The sequence below is a fragment of the Flavobacterium sp. CF108 genome (assembly GCF_900129795.1).
Taxonomy (GTDB): domain Bacteria; phylum Bacteroidota; class Bacteroidia; order Flavobacteriales; family Flavobacteriaceae; genus Flavobacterium.
Window position 1 is genome coordinate 245,846 of sequence record NZ_FQWW01000005.1, and the last position, 22,265, is coordinate 268,110.

At 32.3% G+C, this 22,265-nt stretch carries 23 protein-coding genes; 17 read left to right on the forward strand and 6 right to left on the reverse strand.

The features are described 5' to 3' along the window. The first annotated feature begins 91 nt into the window (after window positions 1–91). The 7 genes from BUE10_RS15255 to BUE10_RS15285 all read left to right on the forward strand — a co-directional run bounded on the left by BUE10_RS15255 (window position 92) and on the right by BUE10_RS15285 (window position 6,155). Window positions 92–493 (forward strand): septal ring lytic transglycosylase RlpA family protein, encoded by a 402-nt coding sequence (locus tag BUE10_RS15255; RefSeq protein WP_073486501.1) that lies wholly within the window; start codon window positions 92–94, stop codon window positions 491–493. A gap of 274 nt (window positions 494–767) precedes the next feature. Continuing rightward, on the forward strand, window positions 768–1,535 hold the full coding sequence (locus BUE10_RS15260) for a ParA family protein (protein WP_053472385.1): 768 nt from the start codon (window positions 768–770) through the stop codon (window positions 1,533–1,535). A gap of 5 nt (window positions 1,536–1,540) precedes the next feature. Further along, window positions 1,541–2,443, forward strand: coding sequence for a ParB/RepB/Spo0J family partition protein (locus tag BUE10_RS15265; RefSeq protein ID WP_053472386.1), 903 nt, complete (start codon window positions 1,541–1,543; stop codon window positions 2,441–2,443). After that, window positions 2,443–3,003, forward strand: coding sequence for a DUF5683 domain-containing protein (locus tag BUE10_RS15270; protein WP_053472387.1), 561 nt, complete (start codon window positions 2,443–2,445; stop codon window positions 3,001–3,003). Before BUE10_RS15265 ends, BUE10_RS15270 begins: the two co-directional genes overlap by 1 nt. Before the next feature lie 39 nt (window positions 3,004–3,042). Continuing rightward, entirely contained in the window at window positions 3,043–3,744 is a 702-nt protein-coding gene (gene dapB / locus BUE10_RS15275) for a 4-hydroxy-tetrahydrodipicolinate reductase (protein ID WP_073486503.1), read from the forward strand. 64 nt (window positions 3,745–3,808) lie between these two features. Continuing rightward, complete coding sequence (gene lepB, locus BUE10_RS15280; RefSeq protein WP_073486505.1) at window positions 3,809–5,362, forward strand: signal peptidase I; 1,554 nt, start codon at window positions 3,809–3,811, stop codon at window positions 5,360–5,362. A 178-nt stretch (window positions 5,363–5,540) separates the two neighbouring features. Further along, window positions 5,541–6,155, forward strand: a complete 615-nt coding sequence (locus BUE10_RS15285) for a WbqC family protein (RefSeq protein ID WP_073486507.1) — start codon at window positions 5,541–5,543, stop codon at window positions 6,153–6,155. On the opposite strand, the gene BUE10_RS15290 is transcribed toward BUE10_RS15285, so the two are convergent. The 6 genes from BUE10_RS15290 to BUE10_RS15315 form a co-directional block, all read right to left on the reverse strand. Further along, window positions 6,152–7,174, reverse strand: a complete 1,023-nt coding sequence (locus BUE10_RS15290; RefSeq protein ID WP_091290680.1) for an endonuclease/exonuclease/phosphatase family protein — start codon at window positions 7,172–7,174, stop codon at window positions 6,152–6,154. The two genes, BUE10_RS15285 and BUE10_RS15290, sit on opposite strands and share 4 nt — an antisense overlap. 46 nt (window positions 7,175–7,220) lie before the next feature. Further along, entirely contained in the window at window positions 7,221–8,084 is an 864-nt protein-coding gene (locus BUE10_RS15295; protein ID WP_073486511.1) for a rhomboid family intramembrane serine protease, read from the reverse strand. Between the two features lie 41 nt (window positions 8,085–8,125). Next, window positions 8,126–8,875 carry a rhomboid family intramembrane serine protease gene (locus tag BUE10_RS15300; protein ID WP_073486513.1) on the reverse strand — a complete coding sequence of 250 codons (750 nt, stop codon included), beginning with the start codon at window positions 8,873–8,875 and terminating at the stop codon, window positions 8,126–8,128. Further along, the gene (gene mutL / locus BUE10_RS15305) at window positions 8,872–10,800 is read right to left on the reverse strand and encodes a DNA mismatch repair endonuclease MutL (RefSeq protein WP_073486515.1); all 1,929 of its coding nucleotides are present in this window, start codon (window positions 10,798–10,800) and stop codon (window positions 8,872–8,874) included. Before mutL ends, BUE10_RS15300 begins: the two co-directional genes overlap by 4 nt. A 177-nt stretch (window positions 10,801–10,977) precedes the next feature. Next, entirely contained in the window at window positions 10,978–11,550 is a 573-nt protein-coding gene (ribH, locus tag BUE10_RS15310; protein ID WP_073486517.1) for a 6,7-dimethyl-8-ribityllumazine synthase, read from the reverse strand. 84 nt (window positions 11,551–11,634) lie between these two features. Next, window positions 11,635–12,414, reverse strand: coding sequence for a tetratricopeptide repeat protein (locus tag BUE10_RS15315; protein ID WP_073486519.1), 780 nt, complete (start codon window positions 12,412–12,414; stop codon window positions 11,635–11,637). A 381-nt stretch (window positions 12,415–12,795) separates the two neighbouring features. Between BUE10_RS15315 and recF the strand changes: the two genes are divergently transcribed. The 10 genes from recF to BUE10_RS15370 all read left to right on the forward strand — a co-directional run bounded on the left by recF (window position 12,796) and on the right by BUE10_RS15370 (window position 22,186). After that, window positions 12,796–13,875, forward strand: coding sequence for a DNA replication/repair protein RecF (recF, locus tag BUE10_RS15325; protein ID WP_073486886.1), 1,080 nt, complete (start codon window positions 12,796–12,798; stop codon window positions 13,873–13,875). Between the two features lie 136 nt (window positions 13,876–14,011). Continuing rightward, the gene (locus BUE10_RS15330) at window positions 14,012–14,692 is read left to right on the forward strand and encodes a DUF2461 domain-containing protein (RefSeq protein WP_073486523.1); all 681 of its coding nucleotides are present in this window, start codon (window positions 14,012–14,014) and stop codon (window positions 14,690–14,692) included. Between the two features lie 211 nt (window positions 14,693–14,903). Continuing rightward, window positions 14,904–15,953: a glycosyltransferase gene (locus BUE10_RS15335; RefSeq protein WP_073486525.1), complete on the forward strand. Its 1,050-nt coding sequence runs from the start codon at window positions 14,904–14,906 to the stop codon at window positions 15,951–15,953. 31 nt (window positions 15,954–15,984) lie between these two features. Continuing rightward, entirely contained in the window at window positions 15,985–16,755 is a 771-nt protein-coding gene (locus BUE10_RS15340; protein ID WP_073486527.1) for a hypothetical protein, read from the forward strand. 156 nt (window positions 16,756–16,911) lie between these two features. Beyond that, window positions 16,912–18,015: a pyridoxal phosphate-dependent aminotransferase gene (locus tag BUE10_RS15345; protein ID WP_073486530.1), complete on the forward strand. Its 1,104-nt coding sequence runs from the start codon at window positions 16,912–16,914 to the stop codon at window positions 18,013–18,015. A gap of 90 nt (window positions 18,016–18,105) precedes the next feature. Then, the gene (murB, locus tag BUE10_RS15350; protein WP_073486532.1) at window positions 18,106–19,119 is read left to right on the forward strand and encodes a UDP-N-acetylmuramate dehydrogenase; all 1,014 of its coding nucleotides are present in this window, start codon (window positions 18,106–18,108) and stop codon (window positions 19,117–19,119) included. 38 nt (window positions 19,120–19,157) lie between these two features. Next, a complete protein-coding gene (locus BUE10_RS15355; RefSeq protein ID WP_073486534.1) occupies window positions 19,158–19,658 on the forward strand; it encodes a hypothetical protein in 501 nt (166 codons plus the stop codon). A 180-nt stretch (window positions 19,659–19,838) separates the two neighbouring features. Then, window positions 19,839–20,453, forward strand: a complete 615-nt coding sequence (locus tag BUE10_RS15360; protein WP_073486536.1) for an FMN-binding negative transcriptional regulator — start codon at window positions 19,839–19,841, stop codon at window positions 20,451–20,453. Window positions 20,454–20,537: 84 nt separating this feature from the next. Further along, window positions 20,538–21,644, forward strand: coding sequence for a glycosyltransferase (locus BUE10_RS15365; RefSeq protein WP_073486538.1), 1,107 nt, complete (start codon window positions 20,538–20,540; stop codon window positions 21,642–21,644). Further along, window positions 21,635–22,186: an RNA polymerase sigma factor gene (locus tag BUE10_RS15370; protein WP_056200936.1), complete on the forward strand. Its 552-nt coding sequence runs from the start codon at window positions 21,635–21,637 to the stop codon at window positions 22,184–22,186. The genes BUE10_RS15365 and BUE10_RS15370 overlap by 10 nt, the downstream gene beginning before the upstream one ends. Window positions 22,187–22,265 lie beyond the last annotated feature (79 nt).

Here is a 22,265-nt window from a genome sequence, read left to right on the forward strand (position 1 = left end):
AAATATGCCTTTTAATAACATAAATAAACCGTATACCATATTCTCATTTTTTTATAATAGATTTTTTTTGCCCCCCAATAGAAATTAGAAAATGAAAATAATACTACTCTATATTGCTTTAGCCTTTTCAGCAGCAGCCGCAGCACAAGAAAATTCAATTGATACAGATCCAAGCACTGAAAACGACCAATATATCTTATATAAAGAAAATGCGCATGCCTCTTATTATCATGATAAATTTAACGGAAGAAAAACAGCAAGCGGTACAAGATTCAACAATGATGATTTGACTGCTGCCCATAAAAAACTTCCTTTTGGCACAAAACTCAGGGTCACAAACGAAAAAAATAACAAATGCGTTATATTAGTAGTTACAGACAGAGGACCTTTTATTAAAGGAAGAGAAATTGACTTAAGCAAAAGGGCTTTTATGAACATTGCTTCAAATATAAAAAGCGGCTTAGTTTATGTAAAAATTGAGATTATAAAATAAAAACCCTGTTCATTATTTTTTATTATTGATATTTTAGAAAAGAAAACAGAATGAGATCATTTCTACAAAGCAAATTTTAAATTCGTTCGCTTTTACTGCAAAAACAACTTTCATCATGACCAAAATCTGGTCTGTAATTATACTCAAAACTCAAATTAATTTCTGCCGAACACGCACGAAACAACGATTAAGCGAAGTTTCATAAATGTTAACAAAATAGATTTTCAAAAACCATAAATAATTGTATTTTTACGGTTCAAAATTCAGAAAATAAATGGGCAAAATCATTGCGATTGCTAATCAAAAAGGAGGCGTTGGAAAAACTACAACATCTGTAAATCTTGCAGCCTCATTAGGTGTTTTAGAGAAAAAAGTATTATTGATCGATGCTGATCCTCAGGCTAATGCTACATCTGGCCTTGGAATTGACGTAGAATCTGTTGAACTTGGAACTTACCAAATTCTTGAACATACAATAACACCCAAAGAAGCCATTTTAAAATGTTCGGCTCCAAATGTTGACGTGATCCCTGCTCACATTGACCTTGTTGCTATCGAAATCGAATTGGTCGACAAAGAAAACCGTGAGTATATGCTTAAAAAAGCATTAGAAGAAGCAAAAGAAGAATATGATTTCATCATTATCGACTGTGCGCCTTCATTAGGTTTATTAACCTTGAATGCTTTAACAGCTGCCGACTCAGTAGTAATTCCAATTCAATGTGAATATTTTGCACTTGAAGGATTAGGGAAATTATTGAACACTATAAAAAGTATTCAAAAAATTCATAACCCTGATCTTGACATTGAAGGATTATTACTTACAATGTATGATTCAAGATTACGTTTATCTAATCAGGTAGTTGAAGAGGTTCAAAAACACTTTAACGATATGGTTTTTGATACCGTTATTCAGCGAAATGTTAAATTAAGTGAAGCACCAAGTTTTGGAGAAAGTATCATTAATTATGATGCTACAAGTAAAGGTGCGGTTAATTACATTAATTTAGCTCAAGAAATTATAAAGAAAAACAGTAAATAGTTTTTATGACAAAAGCAATTAAAAAACAAGCCTTAGGAAGAGGATTATCAGCGTTATTAAAAGATCCGGAAAACGACATTACATCAGTAGAAGACAAAAATGCTGATAAGGTTGTTGGAAATATTATTGAGCTTGAAATAAGTGCTATCGAAATAAATCCGTTTCAGCCTAGAAGCAATTTTAATGAAGAATCATTACGCGAATTAGCCACTTCTATTAAAGAACTTGGTGTAATTCAACCTATTACTGTTCGAAAATTAGACTTTAATAAATACCAGTTAATTTCTGGAGAACGTCGTTTACGTGCTTCAACTTTAGTTGGCTTAACTCATGTTCCGGCATACATTCGTATTGCTAATGACAATGAGTCCCTTGTTATGGCATTGGTTGAAAACATTCAGCGCCATGACTTAGACCCAATCGAGATCGCACTTTCTTACCAGCGTTTAATTGACGAAATTCAATTAACACAAGAGCAAATGAGCGAGCGCGTTGGAAAAAAACGTTCTACAATTGCCAATTATTTACGTCTTTTAAAACTGGATCCAATTATTCAAACTGGTATTCGCGATGGTTTCATTAGTATGGGACACGGCCGTGCTATTATTAATATTGAAGATTTAGACGTACAGACTGATATTTACCAAAAAATCGTAAGTCAAAATTTGTCTGTTCGTGAAACTGAAGCTTTAGTTAAAAATTATCACGAAGGTCAGCAGCCAAAAGCAGAAGGAAAACCTAAAGCTGAATCTTCATTTGTGGTTAGAGAAACACAAAAAAATACTTTCAATGATTATTTTGGTTCGAAAGTTGATATAAAAGTCGCTGGTAACGGAAAAGGAAAAATCACAATTCCTTTTAATTCTGAGGCCGACTTTAATCGAATTATAAAATTAATAAACGGATAGTGAATAAAATTGTCCCCATAAGTCTATTGTTCTTTCTCATAGGAACCGTTTCTCTTTTTGCCCAGGTAAAAAAAGACACGGTTTTAGTCGTTAAAGACACAACTGCATTAATAGAAATAGATCCGCTTACACCTGCAAAAGCAGCTTTTTATTCGGCTATTTTACCTGGTTTGGGTCAGGTATACAATAAAAAATACTGGAAAGTTCCGCTTGTTTACGGAGCAATTGGTACGAGTTTATACTTTTATATTGATAACAATAAAAAATATCATGATTATCGCGATGCCTACAAACGAAGACTTGAAGGCTATAATGATGATAAATACCAATTTCTTGACGAAAGCAGACTTATTGCCGGTCAGAAATTTTATCAGCGAAACAGGGATTTATCTGCCTTATTTGTTGTTGGTTTTTATGTTTTAAATATTATCGATGCCAATGTTGATGCGGCTTTGATTCAATTTAACGTAAACGAAAGATTATCACTTCGTCCAGAAATTTACCCCGCCGATGTAACATTTAAACCAAATGTCGGACTAACTTTTAATTATCGTTTTTAAATAGTTTCTTTTATTTAAAAACTCACAAATACATACAAAATGAAAATTGCGCTTTTAGGATACGGAAAAATGGGTAAAGTAATTGAACGAATTGCTTTAGAAAGAGGTCATGAAATTGTTTTAAAGAAAGACGAATTCAATACATACGACGGACTTTCGACTGCAAATGTTGCGATTGACTTTAGTGTTCCGTCAGCGGCAGTCGACAATATTTCTGCATCTTTTAATGCTAATGTTCCTGTAGTTTCCGGAACAACAGGATGGCTGGAACATTATGATGAAATGATTGCGCTTTGCAACGAGAAAAAAGGAGGTTTTATCTCCAGTTCAAATTTCAGTCTGGGCGTGAATATCTTCTTTGGGTTAAATGAATATTTAGCCAAAATCATGAATCAATTTGATTCTTATAAAGTTACGATGGAAGAAATCCACCACATTCACAAATTGGATGCACCAAGCGGAACTGCAATTTCTTTAGCACAAGGCGTTATTCAAAACAGTGATTATTCTAACTGGACATTAGACGAAGCAAAAAAAGGTGAAATTCATATTGAAGCTAAAAGAATTGGAGAAGTTCCGGGTACACATACCGTAAACTACGACTCTGCTATCGACAGCATTGAAATTAAACATACTGCTCACAATCGTGAAGGTTTTGCCCTTGGCGCTGTTATCGCTGCAGAATGGCTTGCTGGAAAGCAGGGAATTTTCACTATGAAAGATGTATTAAACTTACAATAAATTGATAAAAGTTCTGGGTTAAACAAATATTCAATCCCGAATTTGAAACTTAAAATACTATATTATGACTCTTTACTCTTGGTTCGTATTTTTCTTAGCTGTTCAAATTATTCATTTCGTTGGTACTTGGAAATTGTATCAAACAGCAGGAAGAAAAAGCTGGGAAGCGGCAATTCCGGTATATAATTCAATTATTTTAATGAAAATTATCAGCCGCCCAACCTGGTGGACATTATTACTTTTCATTCCAATTATTAACTTGATTATGTTTCCGGTTGTTTGGGTTGAAACACTTAGAACCTTTGGTAAAAAATCAACTTTAGATACTATTTTAGGAATCTTTACTCTTGGCTTTTATATCTATTATGTAAACTACACACAGAAATTAGAATATAACGCTGACAGAAAATTAACTCCTGAAAACAAAACAGCTGATACTGTAAGCTCTTTACTTTTTGCAATTATTGTTGCAACTTTAGTTCATACTTACGTTATTCAGCCTTATACAATCCCAACTTCTTCGTTAGAGAAATCATTATTAATTGGGGATTTCTTATTCGTAAGTAAAGTAAATTATGGCCCAAGAGTTCCTATGACTACTATTGCATTGCCAATGGTTCATGACTCTATTCCATTAACAAAAAGAAAATCTTATTTAAGCTGGCCGCAATTACCATATTTCAGGCTTCCTGCTTTTGAACAGATAAAAAGAAATGACATTGTGGTATTCAACTGGCCGGTTGACACGGTACATTATTTTTATGAACCAAAAGGAAGACCTGGCGTTATTAAGCCAATCGATAAGAAATCAAACTATGTAAAAAGATGTGTTGGTATTCCTGGCGACAGTTTATCAATTAAAGACGGCTTTGTTTTCATCAACGGAAAAAAACTTATTTTACCAGAAAGAGCAAAACCTCAATATTCTTATTCTGTAGCTTTAGACGGAAAAACATCTATTGATTTTGAATCTTTATTTAAAGAATTAGACATTACAGACCCGGCAGGTTTTAGAACTGAAAAAAGAGATACGCTTTATTTTAGAGCTTTAACAGAAGCAAGTGCTGAGCGTTTGAAAAACACTCCCGGCGTTACTGCTGTAAAAAGAGAGATTGACAAAGGAAATGACAATGCTCTTTTCCCGCATATTAACAAATGGAATCAGGATAATTTTGGTCCAATTTACATTCCTGAGGCTGGTAAAACAGTTGCTTTAACAAATACATCTCTTCCATTTTACAAAGACATTATCACCAACTATGAAGGAAATACTTTAGAGTTAAGCGGTTCTAAATTTATCATTAACGGAAAAGAAACTAATACTTATACCTTCAAACAAAATTACTATTGGATGATGGGAGACAATCGTCACAACTCTGAAGATAGTCGTTATTGGGGTTACGTTCCTGAAAATCACATCGTAGGAAAACCAGTTTTCATCTGGATGAGCTGGGATACTAACGGAAAAGGTATCAACAAAATTCGCTGGAGCAGAGTTTTCACAACTGTTGACGGTGAAGGACAACCGCAATCGTATTTCAAATATTTCCTAATTATTCTTGCACTATACTTTGTTGGAGAATTCTTCTGGAGAAAAAGAAAACAGAATAAAGCATAATTAAAAAAAAGTTATTTTTGTTTCAGGTTTCAAGTTTCAAGTTCTCACAACCTGAAACTTGAAACCTGAAACTTTTAAACAAATATAGCCAAACGTTTAAAAGTCTAAAGTCATAAAGCCAAGCTTCAAAACTTGTTTTATGACTTTTGACTTTTGACTTTAAAACTTTAGACACACTATGAATTCCTTATTACTTCCTACTTATTTCCCATCAATTAGCCACTTTGCAGTTATGGCTCAATCTGAGAGTATAACTTTTGAAATGGAAGATAATTTTCAAAAACAGACGAATAGAAACAGAACTTATATCTATAGTCCGAATGGAATTCAATTATTAAACATTCCTGTTAAGCATTCTAAATCTGCGCATCAAAAGACAAAAGATGTATTGATTGAAAACGAATTTGACTGGCAGAAACAGCATTTTAAATCCTTAGAAGCCGCTTATAGAAGTTCGCCGTTCTTTGAGTATTTTGAAGACGATATCGTGCCTATTTTCGAAAAGAAACATACTTTCCTGATGGATTTAAACATGGAAGTTTTTGATATCGTTACAAAATGTCTTCGAATGAAAATAGAATTTGGCAAAACGGCTGAATATTTTCATGTAGTTGAAAACATTTCTGATTTCAGATATTTGGCAAACGGAAAAAAAGATCAAAATTCTTTTGAAAAATACACTCAGGTTTTTGATGACAAACATGGTTTTATCAACAATTTAAGTGTTTTAGATTTGCTTTTTAACGAAGGGAAATTTGCAATGGATTATTTAAAAACGCAGAAAATAATCTAAAATTGATCAATCGAAAGTCTCGTCATTATTGGGTAATGATCGGAATTTTCGAAATCGGAAAAGCTTTCAAACTGCTTTACTTTCATTTTAGTATCGGTAAAAATATAATCAATTCGGGCTGGGTAATATTTAAACTTATAAGTGGCTCCAAAGCCTTCTCCTGCTTCTTCAAAAGCATCTTTGAGTTTTCCCTTAATATTTCGGTAAACGTATGAAAATGGACTGTTATTCATGTCTCCGCAAATAATAATCGGGTATTTGCATTTCTTTATATGCTCCTTAAAAATTTCAGCCTGCTCCTGCTGCTGCGTAAAACCTTTACTGATTCGAGCATAAATACGCTGTGATTTTTGCTGGTTTACTTTATCAATATCATCAGAAATCTCACTTACATCCGGAGAAATTTTTATAGACTGCAGGTGCATATTATAAACGCGAATAATGTCTTTTCCTCGTTTAATATCAGCATAAACTACATTATTATCTGATTTTGGAAAAATAATATTTCCTTCGTCGATAATAGGAAATTTAGAAAAGATGGCTTGTCCCGTCTTAATTTGGTTTCCTTCAATAAAAATATAACGGTGCGGATAGACTTTTAAATCCAAATGTGCCGAGTTAGAATATTCCTGAACACATAAAATATCAGGATCTTTTTCATCAATAAATGTTTTTATATTTTCTGGAATATCATCGCGATCCAGCCATTTAAAGACATTAAAAAGACGCACATTATAACTCATTACAGAGAAATCTCTTTCGTCTTTTACATATTCTTTGGCAGAGAATTTATAGAATTTGCTGATAAAAGTAATTCCGGTAAGCAAAACCAAACCAGATAAAATAAGGCGTTTTTTAAATTGAATTGCCCAGTATAAAAAGAAGAGTCCATTTGCCACAAAAAAGGCCGGCATGAACAAAGTAAGCACCGATAAAAGCGGAAAGCTCTTAGGTGCTAAAAAAGGCAAAATATAGACACTAAATGTAAGCACAGTCAGTACTATATTCAAAAAGAACATTATTTTATTAAACCACGAAAGGTTTTTCATATTTTCTTGCTAAGGATTATTTTCCTGCTTTAAATAAAAACTCTTTTTCTTCTTTTGTCAAACAGTCATATCCAGACTGGCTGATTTTATCTAAAATCTCATCAATTTGCTGCTGCGTTTTGTCTTTTGTAACAATTCTTGATGTAACTTTTTCTGTAGGTTTTTTGTAATTTTTATGAACTTTTGTAAATGGGGTCGTTGGGGATTTTCTAAAAAGATTAGCAAAAAAGTCTAATACTTTAGAAACAATAATACTTAAATCTGTTCCGTTTTGAAGCAGTTTAATAAAAATGAAACCGAAAAAAGCTCCGGCTAAATGCGAAATATGCCCGCCCATATTTTCAAGGCGCAGCTGCATTAAATCTAAAAGTAAAATTACACCAGTAATGTGCCAGAGCTTAACATTTCCAAAAAGAAATAATCTAACATTCATTAATGGCTGATAAGTTGTTGCAGCAACTAAAATTGCCATAATAGCGGCAGATGCACCAACTATTGAAGCAGAAGTTCCTAAAACGTAAAAACTTAAAGCAAAAACAATTCCCGAAAAAATTGCGCCTAAAATATATAATCCTAAATATTGTTTTTGAGTAAAGAAGGTCAGAAACAAATTGCTTGCAAAGTTTAAAACCATCATATTAAATAACAAATGCAAAAATCCGAAGTGGAAAAATGCATAGGTTAAAAATGTCCACGGTTTAAACATGAAAACCTGAGGATCTGATGATAATGCAAGCCAATTTGGAAAAACAAACTGACCGGTAGAAAACTGATAGAAAAAAATTAGCGAAATAAGAAAACAGGCGATGTTCCAATAAATAACCTGCATTGCGATGCCGCCTAATTTATATTGAAGTTTCAAATCGTCAAGAATATTCATAAAGTCTTCTTTTGGTTTTTAAATTTAATTAAAGTTAAAAATTAATTCCATCGATTGTTATTAAACTGATTTTTTTTCCAGTACCACATAATCAAAAATCCAAACAAAGCCCCACCAATATGAGCGTAATGAGCTATTCCAGAATCTATTCCCATAAAAGAACTTCCAAAAATCCCAAAAAAACCATCAAATAATAACATATAAATTGGCACAAAATATTTAGCCTTTATTGGAATAGGTATAAACAAAATTCCAAGTTCAGCATTAGGAAACATAAAAGTAAATGCTACAAGTAAACCATAAATAGCACCAGACGCGCCTACAACAGTTCCCACATAGGCACTCGTGAAATGCTTAAATTCTGAAACTGTTAAAACCTGCTCCCATCTTGTATCTATTCTACCACTATTTAACAAATTAAGAATATCAACTTTTTGATAACCATTTGCCAATAAAATATTTAAACCATCCTGATAGAAATAATAATTTACAGCAAAATTTACTAAAGCCGCTCCCAAACCACAAGAAATATAGAAAAACAAAAACTTCTTTGCTCCCCAAAAATGTTCTAATGTTGATCCAAATGAATACAATGCAAACATATTGAATGCAATGTGAGTAAATCCGCCGTGCATAAACATATGCGTTATGGGCTGCCAAACTTTAAATCCAGGGTTTTCCGGAAAAAAGAGCGCGAAATATTCATACGAAACCGGCACCAATTGAGCACCAATAAAAAATATAATATTAATAATTAGCAGTTGTTTAACCACTGGAGTCATGTTCATCATAAGGCAAACTTTTTATCTATATCTTCAACACGCATGGTAATGAAGGTAGGTTTTTGAAAAGGTGAAATATTAGGATCTTTACATGCAAACAAACCGTTTACCAGATTATCTTGTTCTTTTTCGGTTAAATAAGATCCTGTTTTAACCGCTAAACTTTTTGCCATCGATTTGGCAATGGTATCATTTTGACTGTAACTGCTTGCCGGAATTCCGTCTTGCAAATCGCTTAATAATTGTTCAATTACAAGAGAAACTTCGCTTTCGGTAATGTTTACCGGAATTCCCGAAATTACAATATGGTCTGTTTTGGCTTCTTCAAAAATAAATCCGGTTGTTTCTAACGAAGGTTTTAATTCTTCAATTAATTTCATTTCTGTAGAAGAATAAAATAAATCTAAAGGAAAAAGCAATTTCTGACTTGAAGCCTGATTCACAGTCATATTCAACAAAAATTGTTCGTATAAAATACGTTGATGCGCACGCTGCTGGTCAACGATTATCATTCCTGATTTTATTGGCGAAACAATATATTTTTTATGAATTTGATACGTTTTCTGAGTTGCCTGTTCAACTTCATCATCATTAAATAAAGAAGATGTTACTTCTTCATTTTCGAATGTAAATGGCGAGCTTTCGGTACTTTCGGCATTTTCTACATCTAAACCAACATACAAACTCTCCCAGCTTACCGTTGGTTCTACTCTTTTTGAGTAGCCAGAATAAGACGAAGATGAATTTGAAGAGGAAGAAGATCCAGAGCTATATCCAGAACTTGATCCTGAACCCGCTTTTGCATAATGCTGATTGGTTTTATCATCTGTAAACGGATTAAAAGTTCCATCAACCTGAATTGTTGGCACTTCTGCTTCGACATCTTTATAATGATAAGGTGTATCTAAATTTGAATCTCTGTCAAAATCTAAAACCGGAGCGACATTAAACTGTCCCAAACTATGTTTGATCGAAGCTCTTAAAATAGCATATAAGGCTTGTTCATCATCAAACTTAATTTCGGTTTTTGTGGGATGGATATTGATATCGATTGTGTTTGGAGGAACTTGCAGATATAAGAAATAACTTGGCTGAGAACCATCTTTCAAAAGTCCGTCGTAAGCCGCCATAACTGCATGATGCAGATAACCGCTTTTAATGAATCGATCGTTTACAAAAAAGAATTGTTCTCCCCTATTTTTCTTGGCAAATTCTGGTTTACAGACAAATCCCTGAACATTTATAATTTCTGTATCTTCATTTACAGGAACTAATTTTTCATTGGTTTTACCAGACATAATCCCAACGATACGCTGGCGATATCCTGCTGCGGGAAGATTATACAATTCGCTTCCGTTATGATAAAAACTAAAATGAATATTTGGATGTGCTAAAGCTACACGCTGAAATTCATCCATAACATGGCGAAATTCAACTGTATCTGATTTTAAGAAATTACGACGTGCCGGAATATTAAAAAACAGGTTTTTAACCGCAAATGATGTTCCTTTTGGTAAAACTGCCACTTCCTGCGAAACAAATTTACTTCCCTCGATAATAATATGTGTTCCTAGTTCGTCCTGTTCTTGTTTTGTTTTCATTTCCATATGCGCAATTGCCGCAATAGAAGCTAATGCTTCGCCGCGAAAACCTTTGGTAGCAAGTGAAAATAAATCTTCGGCCTGACGTATTTTTGATGTAGCATGACGTTCAAAACACAAACGCGCATCTGTAACGGTCATTCCTACACCATTATCAACAACCTGAACTAATGATTTGCCGGCGTCTTTTATAATCAATTTAATATCAGTTGCCTTTGCATCAACAGCATTTTCTAACAGCTCTTTTACGACTGAAGCGGGTCTTTGAACCACTTCTCCAGCAGCAATTTGGTTAGCAACGTGATCAGGAAGTAATTGAATAATACTCGACATTGAAAATTTTAGATTGTAGATTAACGATTTAAGATTTTTGATTTAAATCTAAACCAAGCAGCACAAATTTAGTGAATTTCTATTGGCTTTTTGAATATGTGAAATCATAAAAAAAACAAAAAACCTATACTATTGTGACACAGTATAGGTTTTAATATTTTTAAAACAAATGTGTTTTTACTCGTTCTCTATCTTTCTTGGAGAATCTTCTATCTGAAGTGCACCAGAAGTTAATAAAGGCTGTTTGAAAGCATGCGAGATAGAGGCCTGCTGACGAATGTATGCCATTTTTATGGCAGCAATTGCAGCTTCTGTTCCTTTGTTTCCGTGAACGCCGCCGCTTCTGTCAATTGACTGCTGCATGTTATTATCTGTTAAAACACAAAAAATAACCGGAATATCAGTTTGAACATTCAAATCTTTAATTCCCTGCGTTACACCTTCACAAACAAAATCAAAGTGTTTGGTTTCTCCTTGAATTACACATCCAATTACGATTACAGCATCAACGTTTTGTGTCTGCAGCATTTTTTTTGCGCCATAAATAAGTTCAAAACTCCCTGGTACATTCCAGCGAATAATTTGCTGCGCAGGAACATCACAATCAACTAGTGCGTCAAAAGCGCCATTGTAAAGTCCTTCTGTTATAACATCGTTCCACTCAGAAACAACAATCCCAAATCGAAAGTCTTTCGCATTTGGGATTGTGTTTTTATCGTATTCTGATAAATTTTTATTTTCGGTAGCCATCTTTAAATTTTAGATTTTTGAATATAGATTTCAGATTGCTAAAATACGAATCTAAAATCTAAAATCTGAACTCTAGAAATTTTATTATTGCGCTAATCCAATCAAAGCATCAACAGCACCAGCTTCTGGAGTTGAATCGAAGTTGTCTTTAATATCGTTTAAATATTTTAAAGCATCTTCTTTTTGACCTAAAGCGATAGCAGTTTTAGCAGCTTTTAACAAGAAACGAGGTGTTGTAAAATCGTTTTTGTTAGCTTCAGCAGCTTTTACATAATAGTCTAAAGCTTCTTTTTGATTGTTTTTTTGAGAGTAAGCGTCTCCAATTGCTCCTTTTGATAAAGCACTTAAGATTAAATCATCTGATTTAAATTCTCCTAAATACTTAATAGCATCATCAAATTTACCTGTATTTAAATATGCCATACCAGCATAGTAATTTGCTAAATTTCCAGCGTCAGTTCCAGAATATTCGTCAGCGATTTTCACAAATCCGAATTTACCTTCAGATCCGTTTAATGCTAATTTATATAATGAATCACTTGCAACACCATCAACAGCCTTTTGAAAGTTCTGTTGTGCAACAAACATTTCGTTTGCAGCTTCGTCTTGTTTAGGATTTTCAATAAATTTTTGGTAAGCCAAATAACCAATAGTAGCAACTGCAATACCAGCAACTAAACCAATAATGATTTTTTGATTTTTAGCAACCCAATCCTCAGTTCTTGAAGCAGTTTCGTCTAATTTAGAAAAAACACCAGCTGTTGTGCTGTCTTTTTCGTCAATGATTACCTGTTGTTCTTCATTTACTTCTTTAACTTCCTTCTCTTTTGGTGCTTTATATCCTCTTTTATTGTAAGTAGCCATTTAAAATTAATTTAGTGAACGGCAAAAATAAAATTTTTCTTGAAACTGAGGCAAAAAAAATCAATTTTATCACTATTTTAAAACAAATATTTTTAATAATGCTAACTCCTTTCACCTCAGCACCAAAATAAATCAACTTGAAACGCACCAAAAGTCCTTTATATCGATAATTTTCGATAATTTGCACCCTCAAATTTTTGATGATTTCAAATTATACTTTTCTGAGCTAGAACTTGGTTTTAGCCACAGATTTTACAGATTAACACAGATTAAAAGTCTATGCAAAAAATCTTCTTAATCATTTTAATCTGTGGCAGACAAAAAAGTTCGAAAGAATTACATGGAACAACATCAAATTTTATCTTTTTAGCGTCTCTTAAAATGCATTTAAACAAAATTTCTTTATTCAATTATAAAAATTTCTCTGAAGCCAGTTTTGATTTCGACATCAAGATCAATTGTTTTGTTGGAAAAAACGGAATTGGAAAAACCAATGTCCTTGATGCCATTTATCATTTGGCTTACGGAAAAAGTTATTTTAATCCGCTGGCGGTTCAAAATATCAAACACGGAGAGGAGTTTTTTGTTATTGATGCCGAATTAGAAAAAAACGACAGAACAGAACAAATTGTCTGCAGTTTAAAAAAAGGGCAAAAGAAGATTTTAAAAAGAAACGGAAAGGCTTACGATAAATTTTCAGATCATATTGGTTTTATTCCGCTGGTAATTATTTCTCCGGCCGACCGTGATTTAATTGTTGAAGGAAGTGAAACACGCCGTAAGTTTATGGACAGTGTTATTTCGCAGTTAGATTCTACTTATCTGCATCAGCTTATTCAATATCAAAAAGTAATTGTACAGCGAAATGCGCTTTTGAAATATTTTGCACTCAATCATACTTTTGACAATGATACCTTATCTATATATAATGAGCAGTTAAATGAATACGGCAAATCGATTTTTGAAAAGAGAAAAGATTTCCTGGAACAATTTATACCTATATTTAATATACATCATCAAGCAATAACGGGTTCTGAAGAAACGGTTCAGCTGGTTTATGAAAGTCATTTGTTCGAAAAAGATTTATTAACGCTTTTACAGGAAAATATCAATAAAGACCGCGCGCTGCATTATACAAGTTCCGGAATTCATAAAGATGATTTATCTTTTGAAATTGATTCACATCCTATAAAAAAATTCGGATCGCAGGGACAGCAAAAATCTTTTTTGATTGCGCTGAAACTGGCCCAGTTTGAATTTTTAAAAAAACAAAGTGGTGTAAAACCCATTTTACTTTTTGATGATATTTTTGATAAACTGGACGAAACCCGTGTTGCCAAAATTGTCGAAATGGTAAACAGTGAAACTTTTGGACAGCTTTTTATTTCAGATACGCATCCGGAAAGAACCGAAGCGATTGTAAAATCGACACATCAAACTTATAAGATATTTAATTTGTAAAGTTTTTTTGCCACTAATTCCACGAATTTTCACGAATCAAAACTTTGTCAAAGTTGAGCGATAAGCAATTAAAAAATTAGTGTAAATTCGTGTAATTAGTGGCGAACTTAAAACAACTGCAATAAAAACACATAATATGCTTACGAAAGAATCATTGCAATTTTTAGACGATTTAAAAAAGAACAACAATAGAGATTGGTTTCAGGACAATAAAAAACGTTATGAAATCTTCAAAAAAGATTATCACCAGTTAGTGAGTGATTTTCTGGATGTAATGAAACCTCTGGATCCTTCGCTGGAATTATTGGAAGTTAAAAATTGTACTTTTAGAATTAACCGTGATATTCGTTTTTCTAAAGACAAATCTCCTTATAAAGCACATTTAGGTGTCTGGCTTTCATCTGGCGCAAAAGGCTTAAACCGTTCTGGATATTATGTTCACATTGAAAAAGGAGCTAGTTTTATAGCAGGAGGATTTTATTCGCCTGAAGCAGAAGATTTAAAAAAAGTCCGCAAGGAAATTGCTTTTTTCCATGATGATTTGGAAGCAATTGTAGCCGATAAAAACTTTAAGAAAGAATTTGGAAGTTTAGATGTTGATGAAAATAATTCGCTTAAAAATCCGCCGAGAGGTTATGAAAAAGATCATCCGGCAATTGAGTTTTTAAAACTGAAAAGTTTTACAGCGTCTCAAAAATATGATATTTCTGAAGTGACTCAAAAAGATTTCGTTTCAAAAATGAGTAAAAAACTGATTGCTTTAAAACCTTTAAACGAATTCATAAATCGTGCTTTAGACACTGAGGAAGAATTTTAATTTTATCTGCCACAGATTAAAAAGATTAAAATGATTTTTTTTTCGCCACGAATTACACAAATTAGCACAAATTAATGACTTTGACAAAGTTTAAAACTTTGTCAAAATTAAACCAATCACAATTAAAAATTTGTGGAAATTTGTGCAATTCGTGGCAACTTTACTACAAATCCTTTTAATCTTTTTAATCTGTGGCAAAAAAACTTAATGAATGAAAAGAAAAATACTTTTTCTTGGAGAATCGTATCGTGCCGACGCTATAACATGGATGAAAGGCCTGAAAGAATTTGGCAATTTTGAAATTATCACCTGGGAGCTTCAATCTCCAAGTAATTCAAAACTCAACCGATTCAAACGTATTTTAGAATATTTCTTCGCTCCTGTTTCTATTCGAAAAATAATCAGAAATGAAAAACCCGATATGGTTATTGCCGAAAGAACTACAAGTTATGGATTTCTTGCCGCTTTATCCGGTTCAAAAACTATAGCAATCGCACAGCAGGGCCGAACTGATTTATGGCCGGAAAATTCTATTTTATATCCATTTAAAAAGTTTATTCAGAAATATGCTTTCAAAAAAGCGCATTTAATTCATGCTTGGGGACCAGTTATGACCATTTCTATGAAAGAAATTGGCGTTGACATGAGCAAAGTTTTGGTTCTTCCGAAAGGGATTGATTTATCGCTTTTTACACCTTCAACAAACTATTCAAATAAAATTGAAGCAATTGTCACTCGTTCGCTGCAGCCGGAATACCGACATGATTCTATTTTAAAAGCATTTGGCATTTTACACCAAAAGGGAATTGATTTTTCGCTGACTATTGTTGGCGACGGAACAAGATTGCAGTTTTTAAAAGATTTAGCCAAAGAACTGCAAATCGAAAACAAAGTAATTTTTACAGGAAGAATCCCAAATACTGAACTTCCTAAATTATTACAGCAATCGAATATTTACATCAGCATGCCAATTACCGAAGGGGTTTCGGCATCATTATTTGAAGCCATGGCTTGTAATTGTTATCCTGTAGTTTCTGATATTGAGGGAAATCAAAGCTGGATTACGCATCGACAAAACGGACAATTAATTACAATCGACGATATTGAAATGCTTTCCAATGAATTAATTTGGTCTTTTGAAAATCCTGAATCCCGAAATGAGGCCATTATTCGAAATAGAAAATTTGTAGAGGAAAATGCTAATTATGATATTAACATGAAAGTTATTGCTGATCGATATCATGAGTTGCTGAACAAATAAAATCTTATTTCTATATAAAATCACAAGATAAATGAGTGGACATTACAACTATTATAAAGTCGACAAGAATAAAACATCCGTTACATTATTATCAAAACTGAATGATATAAAATTGCAACCTAAACAATTATATCATTTTAAAGACAAACAAATTACCAACTTCAGAGATTATGTAATTGAAATAACCCAAAATTCAATTTTTACAAAAATTTCATTTGAACAATTAATTTTCAAAGTAAAAACAGATTTTTACAAAATTAACCCTTCTGAATTTGAGGCAATAATGGATTGGGTACATAAATATTATAATGATAATGAAGACATTGATAAATTTCTTATTGAATTAGGCTTAGAAGAAATTGAATCTTTTAACACTAGATTCGAAAATGATTTATTCTTTTTTGGTACCAATGGTATAAACAACTACTATAGTACAATTAAAAAAGACAATTTTTGGAAAGAATTAGACACTCCTTCAAATACAGAAGAAATGAATTTAGTATTAGATTTTTTAACCTTCTTAATGACTAAGTTTATAATTTCTAACACAGAAACTAATACAAAAGAACAGCTTGAATTAATTAACAAGCTAGAAAGTGTAGAAGGAAAAACAGAACTAAAAGAAGCTGCATGTTTATTTTTTGAGACTTTAAAAGACATGAATAGTGATTATTCTAAAATGTACAGCGATTCAATTCATTATTTCAGCCAAAATGCAGAATCTCTTTTATCAAAAATAGAAGATTTCCAAGCCGGTATAGCAAATTATAATGGTGTAATTTTTATAGAAGCCTGTTTTTAACCAAAAAAACTTTCAGGCATTCACACAATAAAAACCAAGCTTAGCGAACTTTGCGCAAACCTTGTGTCTTTGCGGTTAAAAAACCACATCGTAACTTTTCCTCAATCTCCACGACATACTATTATAACGGATTGTGTAATTTAATTCTTAAGTAATATGAGCAATAGAAGAAATTGGTTAAAACAAGTAGGTTTAGGCACAATAGGATTAGGTTTAACTTCATTTGAAACATTTGCAAATCCTTCGCCAGAAAATTATATTCCTTTGGATGTAGACAAATCTCCTATATTATTACGATCAAATGAAAATCCTTATGGTCCTTCTCCACTCGCTCGTATTGCAATGCAAAAAAGCATCAATAGCAGTAATCGATACGGTTGGAATCTTTCAGGAGAATTAATTTCTCTTATTGCAAAAAAGAATAATGTTTCAGATCATAATATTCTATTAGGTGCAGGTTCAACAGAAATTTTAGATTTGGTTCTTCAACATACTGCTTTAAAAAAGGGAAATTACATACTTGCCGAAACAACTTTTAACTATTGGACATTTCCTTCTGAAAAATTAGGGATAAAAAAAATTACGGTTCCGTTAACTATAGATAAAAAACATGATTTAGCGGCAATGTTAAAAGCAATGGATTCAGATACAAAAATGATTTATATCTGCAATCCTAATAACCCAACAGGTACAATATGCGATCACGAAGAGTTAGTTTCTTTTGTAAAAGAAGCATCTAAAAATGCAATTGTTTTTGTAGATGAAGCTTATATCGATTTCACAAAAGAACAATCACTAAGCTGTCTTGTAATTGAAAACAAAAATTTAATTATCACTAAAACCTTTTCAAAAATGCATGGTTTAGCCGGCGCACGTATAGGTTATGCCATTGCAGCTTCATCAACTATTGACGAACTCAGTGCTTTAAAATCATCTCCCAATTTATCTGTTAGTGTGGTATCAACCGCTGCTGCTATGGCATCCTTAAATGATGACAAGTTTATTAGGGAAGTTTATTCTTTAAATGAAGAAGTTAAGAAATATACGATTGACCAACTTACGCGGCTTAACTTAACCTGCATTCCGTCTTATTCTAATTTTATTTATTTTTCTCTTGAAAATTATAAAAAGGATTTCTTTAAACAATTAGAAGCCAATAATATTGAGGGAACCAAAATCTATGAAGAAAACGGAAAATGGACTAGAATTACTATTGGAACAATGAAAGAAATGCAGCAATTTATTGAAGCGATAAAGTAAATTCGCTTAAAAAGACTTTCTAAGGTTAAAACTTAATTGAAATAAATTATAATCCTTACTTTTGACCTCAGATTAAAAAGCCTTTTACACATGCATATCCAATCCAATTTTTCTTTAAAAAACTACAATACTTTCGGTATTGAAGCCAAAGCCAAAAATTTTGTCGCAGTACATTCAGTTGAAGAACTGAAAACTATTTTAGAAGAAAACAAAAACGAGAAGAAATTTATTCTTGGCGGCGGGAGCAATATGCTTTTAACAAAAGATATTGACGCATTGGTCATTCATATCGATTTAAAAGGAAAAAAAATCATTAAAGAGGACGATGATTTTGTTTGGGTTGAAAGTCAGGCTGGTGAAACCTGGCATGATTTCGTACTTTGGACAATCGACAATAATTTTGGCGGATTAGAAAATATGTCCCTAATTCCGGGAAATGTTGGTACAACTCCGGTTCAAAACATTGGTGCTTACGGAACTGAAATCAAAGATACTTTTGTTTCGTGCGAGGCAATCAACATTGAAACGCAGCAAATAAAAACTTTCACTAATACTGAATGTAATTTTGGTTACCGTGAAAGCATTTTTAAACATGAAGTTAAAGATCAATTTATTATTACTTCGGTAATTTATAAATTGACAAAACGCAATCATAAAATCAATACATCTTACGGAGATATTTTGGCTGAATTGGCTAAGAATAATATCTCTGAACCTACTTTAAAAGATGTAAGCAACGCTGTAATTGCCATCAGGCAAAGTAAATTACCTGATCCTAAAGAATTAGGAAACAGCGGCAGTTTCTTTAAAAACCCCATTTTATTGAAATCTGATTTTGAAAAAATTCATCAAAAATTCCCTGAAATGAAATTTTACGAAGTTTCTCCAACCGAAGTAAAAGTTCCCGCAGGATGGCTTATTGAGCAGGCTGGCTTTAAAGGAAAACGTTTTGGCGATGCCGGAGTTCATAAAAATCAGGCTTTGGTTTTAGTCAATTACGGAAATGCAACGGGTCGGGAAATCTTAGATGTTTCGAAACAAGTCCAGCAAACCGTTTTTGAAATCTTTGGCATTCAAATTGAAGCCGAAGTGAATGTGATTTAAAAAAACTCAGACTTTACTAGCTTACCAACCACACCTTAATGAAAGAATTAAATATCAAAGTTATTTTACTCCAAATATTCGGAATGATTTTCCTGATTAATGGTATTCTGCAGCTTAGATTTTACACTGTATCTGAAAAAATCATCTGGGCAGAAACTCATTCGCAATATCAACATTCGCAATATTGGAACAAATTATTACCTGCAAATGAAGGCGTTTTTAACTTTTGGCCTAGTGTATACGTTTGGATATTTTTAGGTTCACTAATAGGAATCTGCATACTTGCTTTTGTAAACTGGAAGAGCAAACTTTCATCCTTAAATACAATTATAGTGGCAATTGTATTATATATTCTCTTAAGGGTTAAGTTTTTCAGAAAAGAAATGATTTCTCAATTATTCCGTCCCATCAGAACTTTTTGCTCTGATGACTTTGGAACGCAGTGTTTGATCGAAGGAATAATTTTTACTTTTATTGGAGTTACTATTTTATACCTAAGTGTAATTCAGATTTATTTGAACTCAAAAAAATTGAGCTGAAATTTAGATTGAAGATTAAAAAATTTTCCTTATAAATTAACACATCAAAAACCGAAAAAGTTATAGAAAGTACCTTTGAATTATCAGCAAATCTTTATCTTCGTTTTGAAAACTTCAAGAATTCATATTAATGCTAAAATGAATGCGGCAACAAAGAAATCTTGAAAATAAATTCGCAAAATGTACACACCTGAAATCTATAAAGATGAAGATCCGGAATCAATCAGAACTTTTTTAAAAGAAAATAGTTTTGGAATCCTGATCAATCAGACTAACGGAAAATTATGTGCAACACATATTCCGATAGAATTAGAAATTAATGCTGATGGAAAAGAAATCCTGCAGGGACATATTTCTAAACTGAATCCGCAAGCTGAAGGTTTTGCAGAAAACGATCAGGTTTTGGCTGTATTTACAGGTCCTCATAGTTATATTTCATCTTCCTGGTACGATCATGAAAATGTTCCAACATGGAACTATATAGCTGTACATGTTTACGGAAGAATCAAGATTGTAGATTACGGCTCAACTGTAGAACAGCTAAAAAAGCTTGTTGACAAATACGAAGCAAATTCTGAAAATCCTGTTCGTGTTGAAAATTTATCTGAAAAAACCATGCGCGAAGCCAGAGGGATTTTTGGTTTTGAAATAGAAATTGATGAAATTCAGGCTACTAAAAAATTGTCTCAAAATCGCGACGATCATAATTATAAAAACATAATTTCGGAATTAGAAAAGACTGAAAACCCTCAGTCTATTGCTATTGCAAAAGAAATGTCAAAGTGCCGAAAGTAAATTGATATTAAACATTGAAAATTAGGAATTCATAACTACCTTTGTTCTCGCAAAATTTGGAACATTAACAGACATTAAAACCATATGCTTATAATTTTACTTTACTTTTTTAGTGCCATTGTTTTTATTCAGCTTTTCTACTATTTAGGAATTTTTGGAAAATTTGCTTTTGCTAAACCTCAAGACGTTACGCCAAAGAATATTCCGGTTTCTGTTATTGTCTGTGCAAAAAATGAAGAAGAAAACGTAAAGAAATTTATTCCTTTATTAGCAGAGCAAAATTATCCTGATTTTGAAATTGTTTTAATTGACGATGCATCAAGCGACGAAACGCTTGAAGTTTTTGAAGAATTTGAGCAAAAATATTCGAACATTCGCTTGGTTAAAGTTGAAAATAACGAAGCTTTTTGGGGAAATAAAAAATACGCTTTAACCTTAGGAATCAAAGCCGCAAAAAAAGAATATTTACTTTTTACAGATGCAGATTGTTATCCAACTTCAAAAGATTGGATCACATCTATGACTTCACAATTTGATACAGAAAAAACTATTGTTTTAGGTTACGGAGGTTATGAAAAAATAGAAAATTCTTTATTAAATAAAATTATTCGTTTTGAGACGATATTAACTGCTGTTCAATATTTTTCATGGGCAAAAGCCGGACTTCCGTATATGGGAGTTGGGCGAAATTTAGCTTATAAAAAAGATGAGTTTTTTAATGTAAATGGTTTTATTGATCATATTCAGGTTCGTTCCGGCGATGATGATTTATTTATCAATCAGGCTGCAAACAAATCGAATACTGCAATATCGTATACACCTGAAAGTTTTACTTATTCAAAACCAAAAGAATCTTTTAAAGACTGGTTTACACAAAAAAGAAGACACGTTTCTACGGCTGAACATTATAAGTTTTTTGATAAATTTCAATTAGGACTTTTCTTCTTTTCACAATTATTTTTCTTTTTATCAGTTATAATCCTGCTGGCTTTTCAATTTCAATGGATCGCTGTTGCAGCAATTTTAGCAACTCGTTATACTGTAGTTTGGACTGTAATTGGTTTTTCTGCAGGAAAACTTAAAGAAAATGATATTAAAATTTGGTTTCCAGTATTAGAAATTGTGCTTATTGTAACGCAAATTAATATCTTTATAACTAATATTTTTTCAAAACCTGTATATTGGAAATAAATTCTAAAATAGAAAAAGCAAAAAAAGGTGACCAGGTCGCCTTTACTTTTTTATTAGATTATTTTTGGAATGAAGTTTATGGCTTTATGCTTAAACGTACAGAAAATGAAACTACCGCAGAAGATATTACCATTGAAACTTTCTCAAAAGCTTTCGATAAAATAGGTTCTTATAATCCGGAATTTCAGTTTAACACTTGGTTAATTGCCATTGCAAAAAATGTTTATATTGATTTATTACGTAAAAAGAAAACCAATCTTTTTATAGAGATCACTGATACTGAAGACCAACAGGCATACAATATTGCCGACACTACTCCATCTGCAGAAGACGCATTAATTAAAGAGCAAAACCTTTCCCGTTTGCTTTTATGCATCAAAGAATTAAAACCCCATTATCAGGAAGTAATTCACCTTCGCTACTTTCAGGAAATGTCCTATCAGGAAATTGCTGACAAAATTAATGAGCCTTTAAGCAACGTAAAGGTCAAATTACTTCGTGCTAAAAAATTATTGGCAGAAATCATTGAACGTAATAGATAATTTATTATCTTTAAGAAAAGAATAAGATATAATCATATTTTTTCTTAAAAAAATAATTTATTCACACACTAAAACAACA

Bases quoted from the DNA above. Each gene is read 5' to 3' on its own strand.
- BUE10_RS15255 (WP_073486501.1), top strand. From the start codon at position 92: ATGAAAATAATACTACTCTATATTGCTTTAGCCTTTTCAGCAGCAGCC.
- BUE10_RS15260 (WP_053472385.1), top strand. From the start codon at position 768: ATGGGCAAAATCATTGCGATTGCTAATCAAAAAGGAGGCGTTGGAAAA.
- BUE10_RS15265 (WP_053472386.1), top strand. From the start codon at position 1,541: ATGACAAAAGCAATTAAAAAACAAGCCTTAGGAAGAGGATTATCAGCG.
- dapB (WP_073486503.1), top strand. From the start codon at position 3,043: ATGAAAATTGCGCTTTTAGGATACGGAAAAATGGGTAAAGTAATTGAA.
- lepB (WP_073486505.1), top strand. From the start codon at position 3,809: ATGACTCTTTACTCTTGGTTCGTATTTTTCTTAGCTGTTCAAATTATT.
- BUE10_RS15285 (WP_073486507.1), top strand. From the start codon at position 5,541: ATGAATTCCTTATTACTTCCTACTTATTTCCCATCAATTAGCCACTTT.
- BUE10_RS15290 (WP_091290680.1), bottom strand. From the start codon at position 7,174: ATGTTCTTTTTGAATATAGTACTGACTGTGCTTACATTTAGTGTCTAT.
- BUE10_RS15295 (WP_073486511.1), bottom strand. From the start codon at position 8,084: ATGAATATTCTTGACGATTTGAAACTTCAATATAAATTAGGCGGCATC.
- BUE10_RS15300 (WP_073486513.1), bottom strand. From the start codon at position 8,875: ATGATGAACATGACTCCAGTGGTTAAACAACTGCTAATTATTAATATT.
- mutL (WP_073486515.1), bottom strand. From the start codon at position 10,800: ATGTCGAGTATTATTCAATTACTTCCTGATCACGTTGCTAACCAAATT.
- ribH (WP_073486517.1), bottom strand. From the start codon at position 11,550: ATGGCTACCGAAAATAAAAATTTATCAGAATACGATAAAAACACAATC.
- BUE10_RS15315 (WP_073486519.1), bottom strand. From the start codon at position 12,414: ATGGCTACTTACAATAAAAGAGGATATAAAGCACCAAAAGAGAAGGAA.
- recF (WP_073486886.1), top strand. From the start codon at position 12,796: ATGCATTTAAACAAAATTTCTTTATTCAATTATAAAAATTTCTCTGAA.
- BUE10_RS15330 (WP_073486523.1), top strand. From the start codon at position 14,012: ATGCTTACGAAAGAATCATTGCAATTTTTAGACGATTTAAAAAAGAAC.
- BUE10_RS15335 (WP_073486525.1), top strand. From the start codon at position 14,904: ATGAAAAGAAAAATACTTTTTCTTGGAGAATCGTATCGTGCCGACGCT.
- BUE10_RS15340 (WP_073486527.1), top strand. From the start codon at position 15,985: ATGAGTGGACATTACAACTATTATAAAGTCGACAAGAATAAAACATCC.
- BUE10_RS15345 (WP_073486530.1), top strand. From the start codon at position 16,912: ATGAGCAATAGAAGAAATTGGTTAAAACAAGTAGGTTTAGGCACAATA.
- murB (WP_073486532.1), top strand. From the start codon at position 18,106: ATGCATATCCAATCCAATTTTTCTTTAAAAAACTACAATACTTTCGGT.
- BUE10_RS15355 (WP_073486534.1), top strand. From the start codon at position 19,158: ATGAAAGAATTAAATATCAAAGTTATTTTACTCCAAATATTCGGAATG.
- BUE10_RS15360 (WP_073486536.1), top strand. From the start codon at position 19,839: ATGTACACACCTGAAATCTATAAAGATGAAGATCCGGAATCAATCAGA.
- BUE10_RS15365 (WP_073486538.1), top strand. From the start codon at position 20,538: ATGCTTATAATTTTACTTTACTTTTTTAGTGCCATTGTTTTTATTCAG.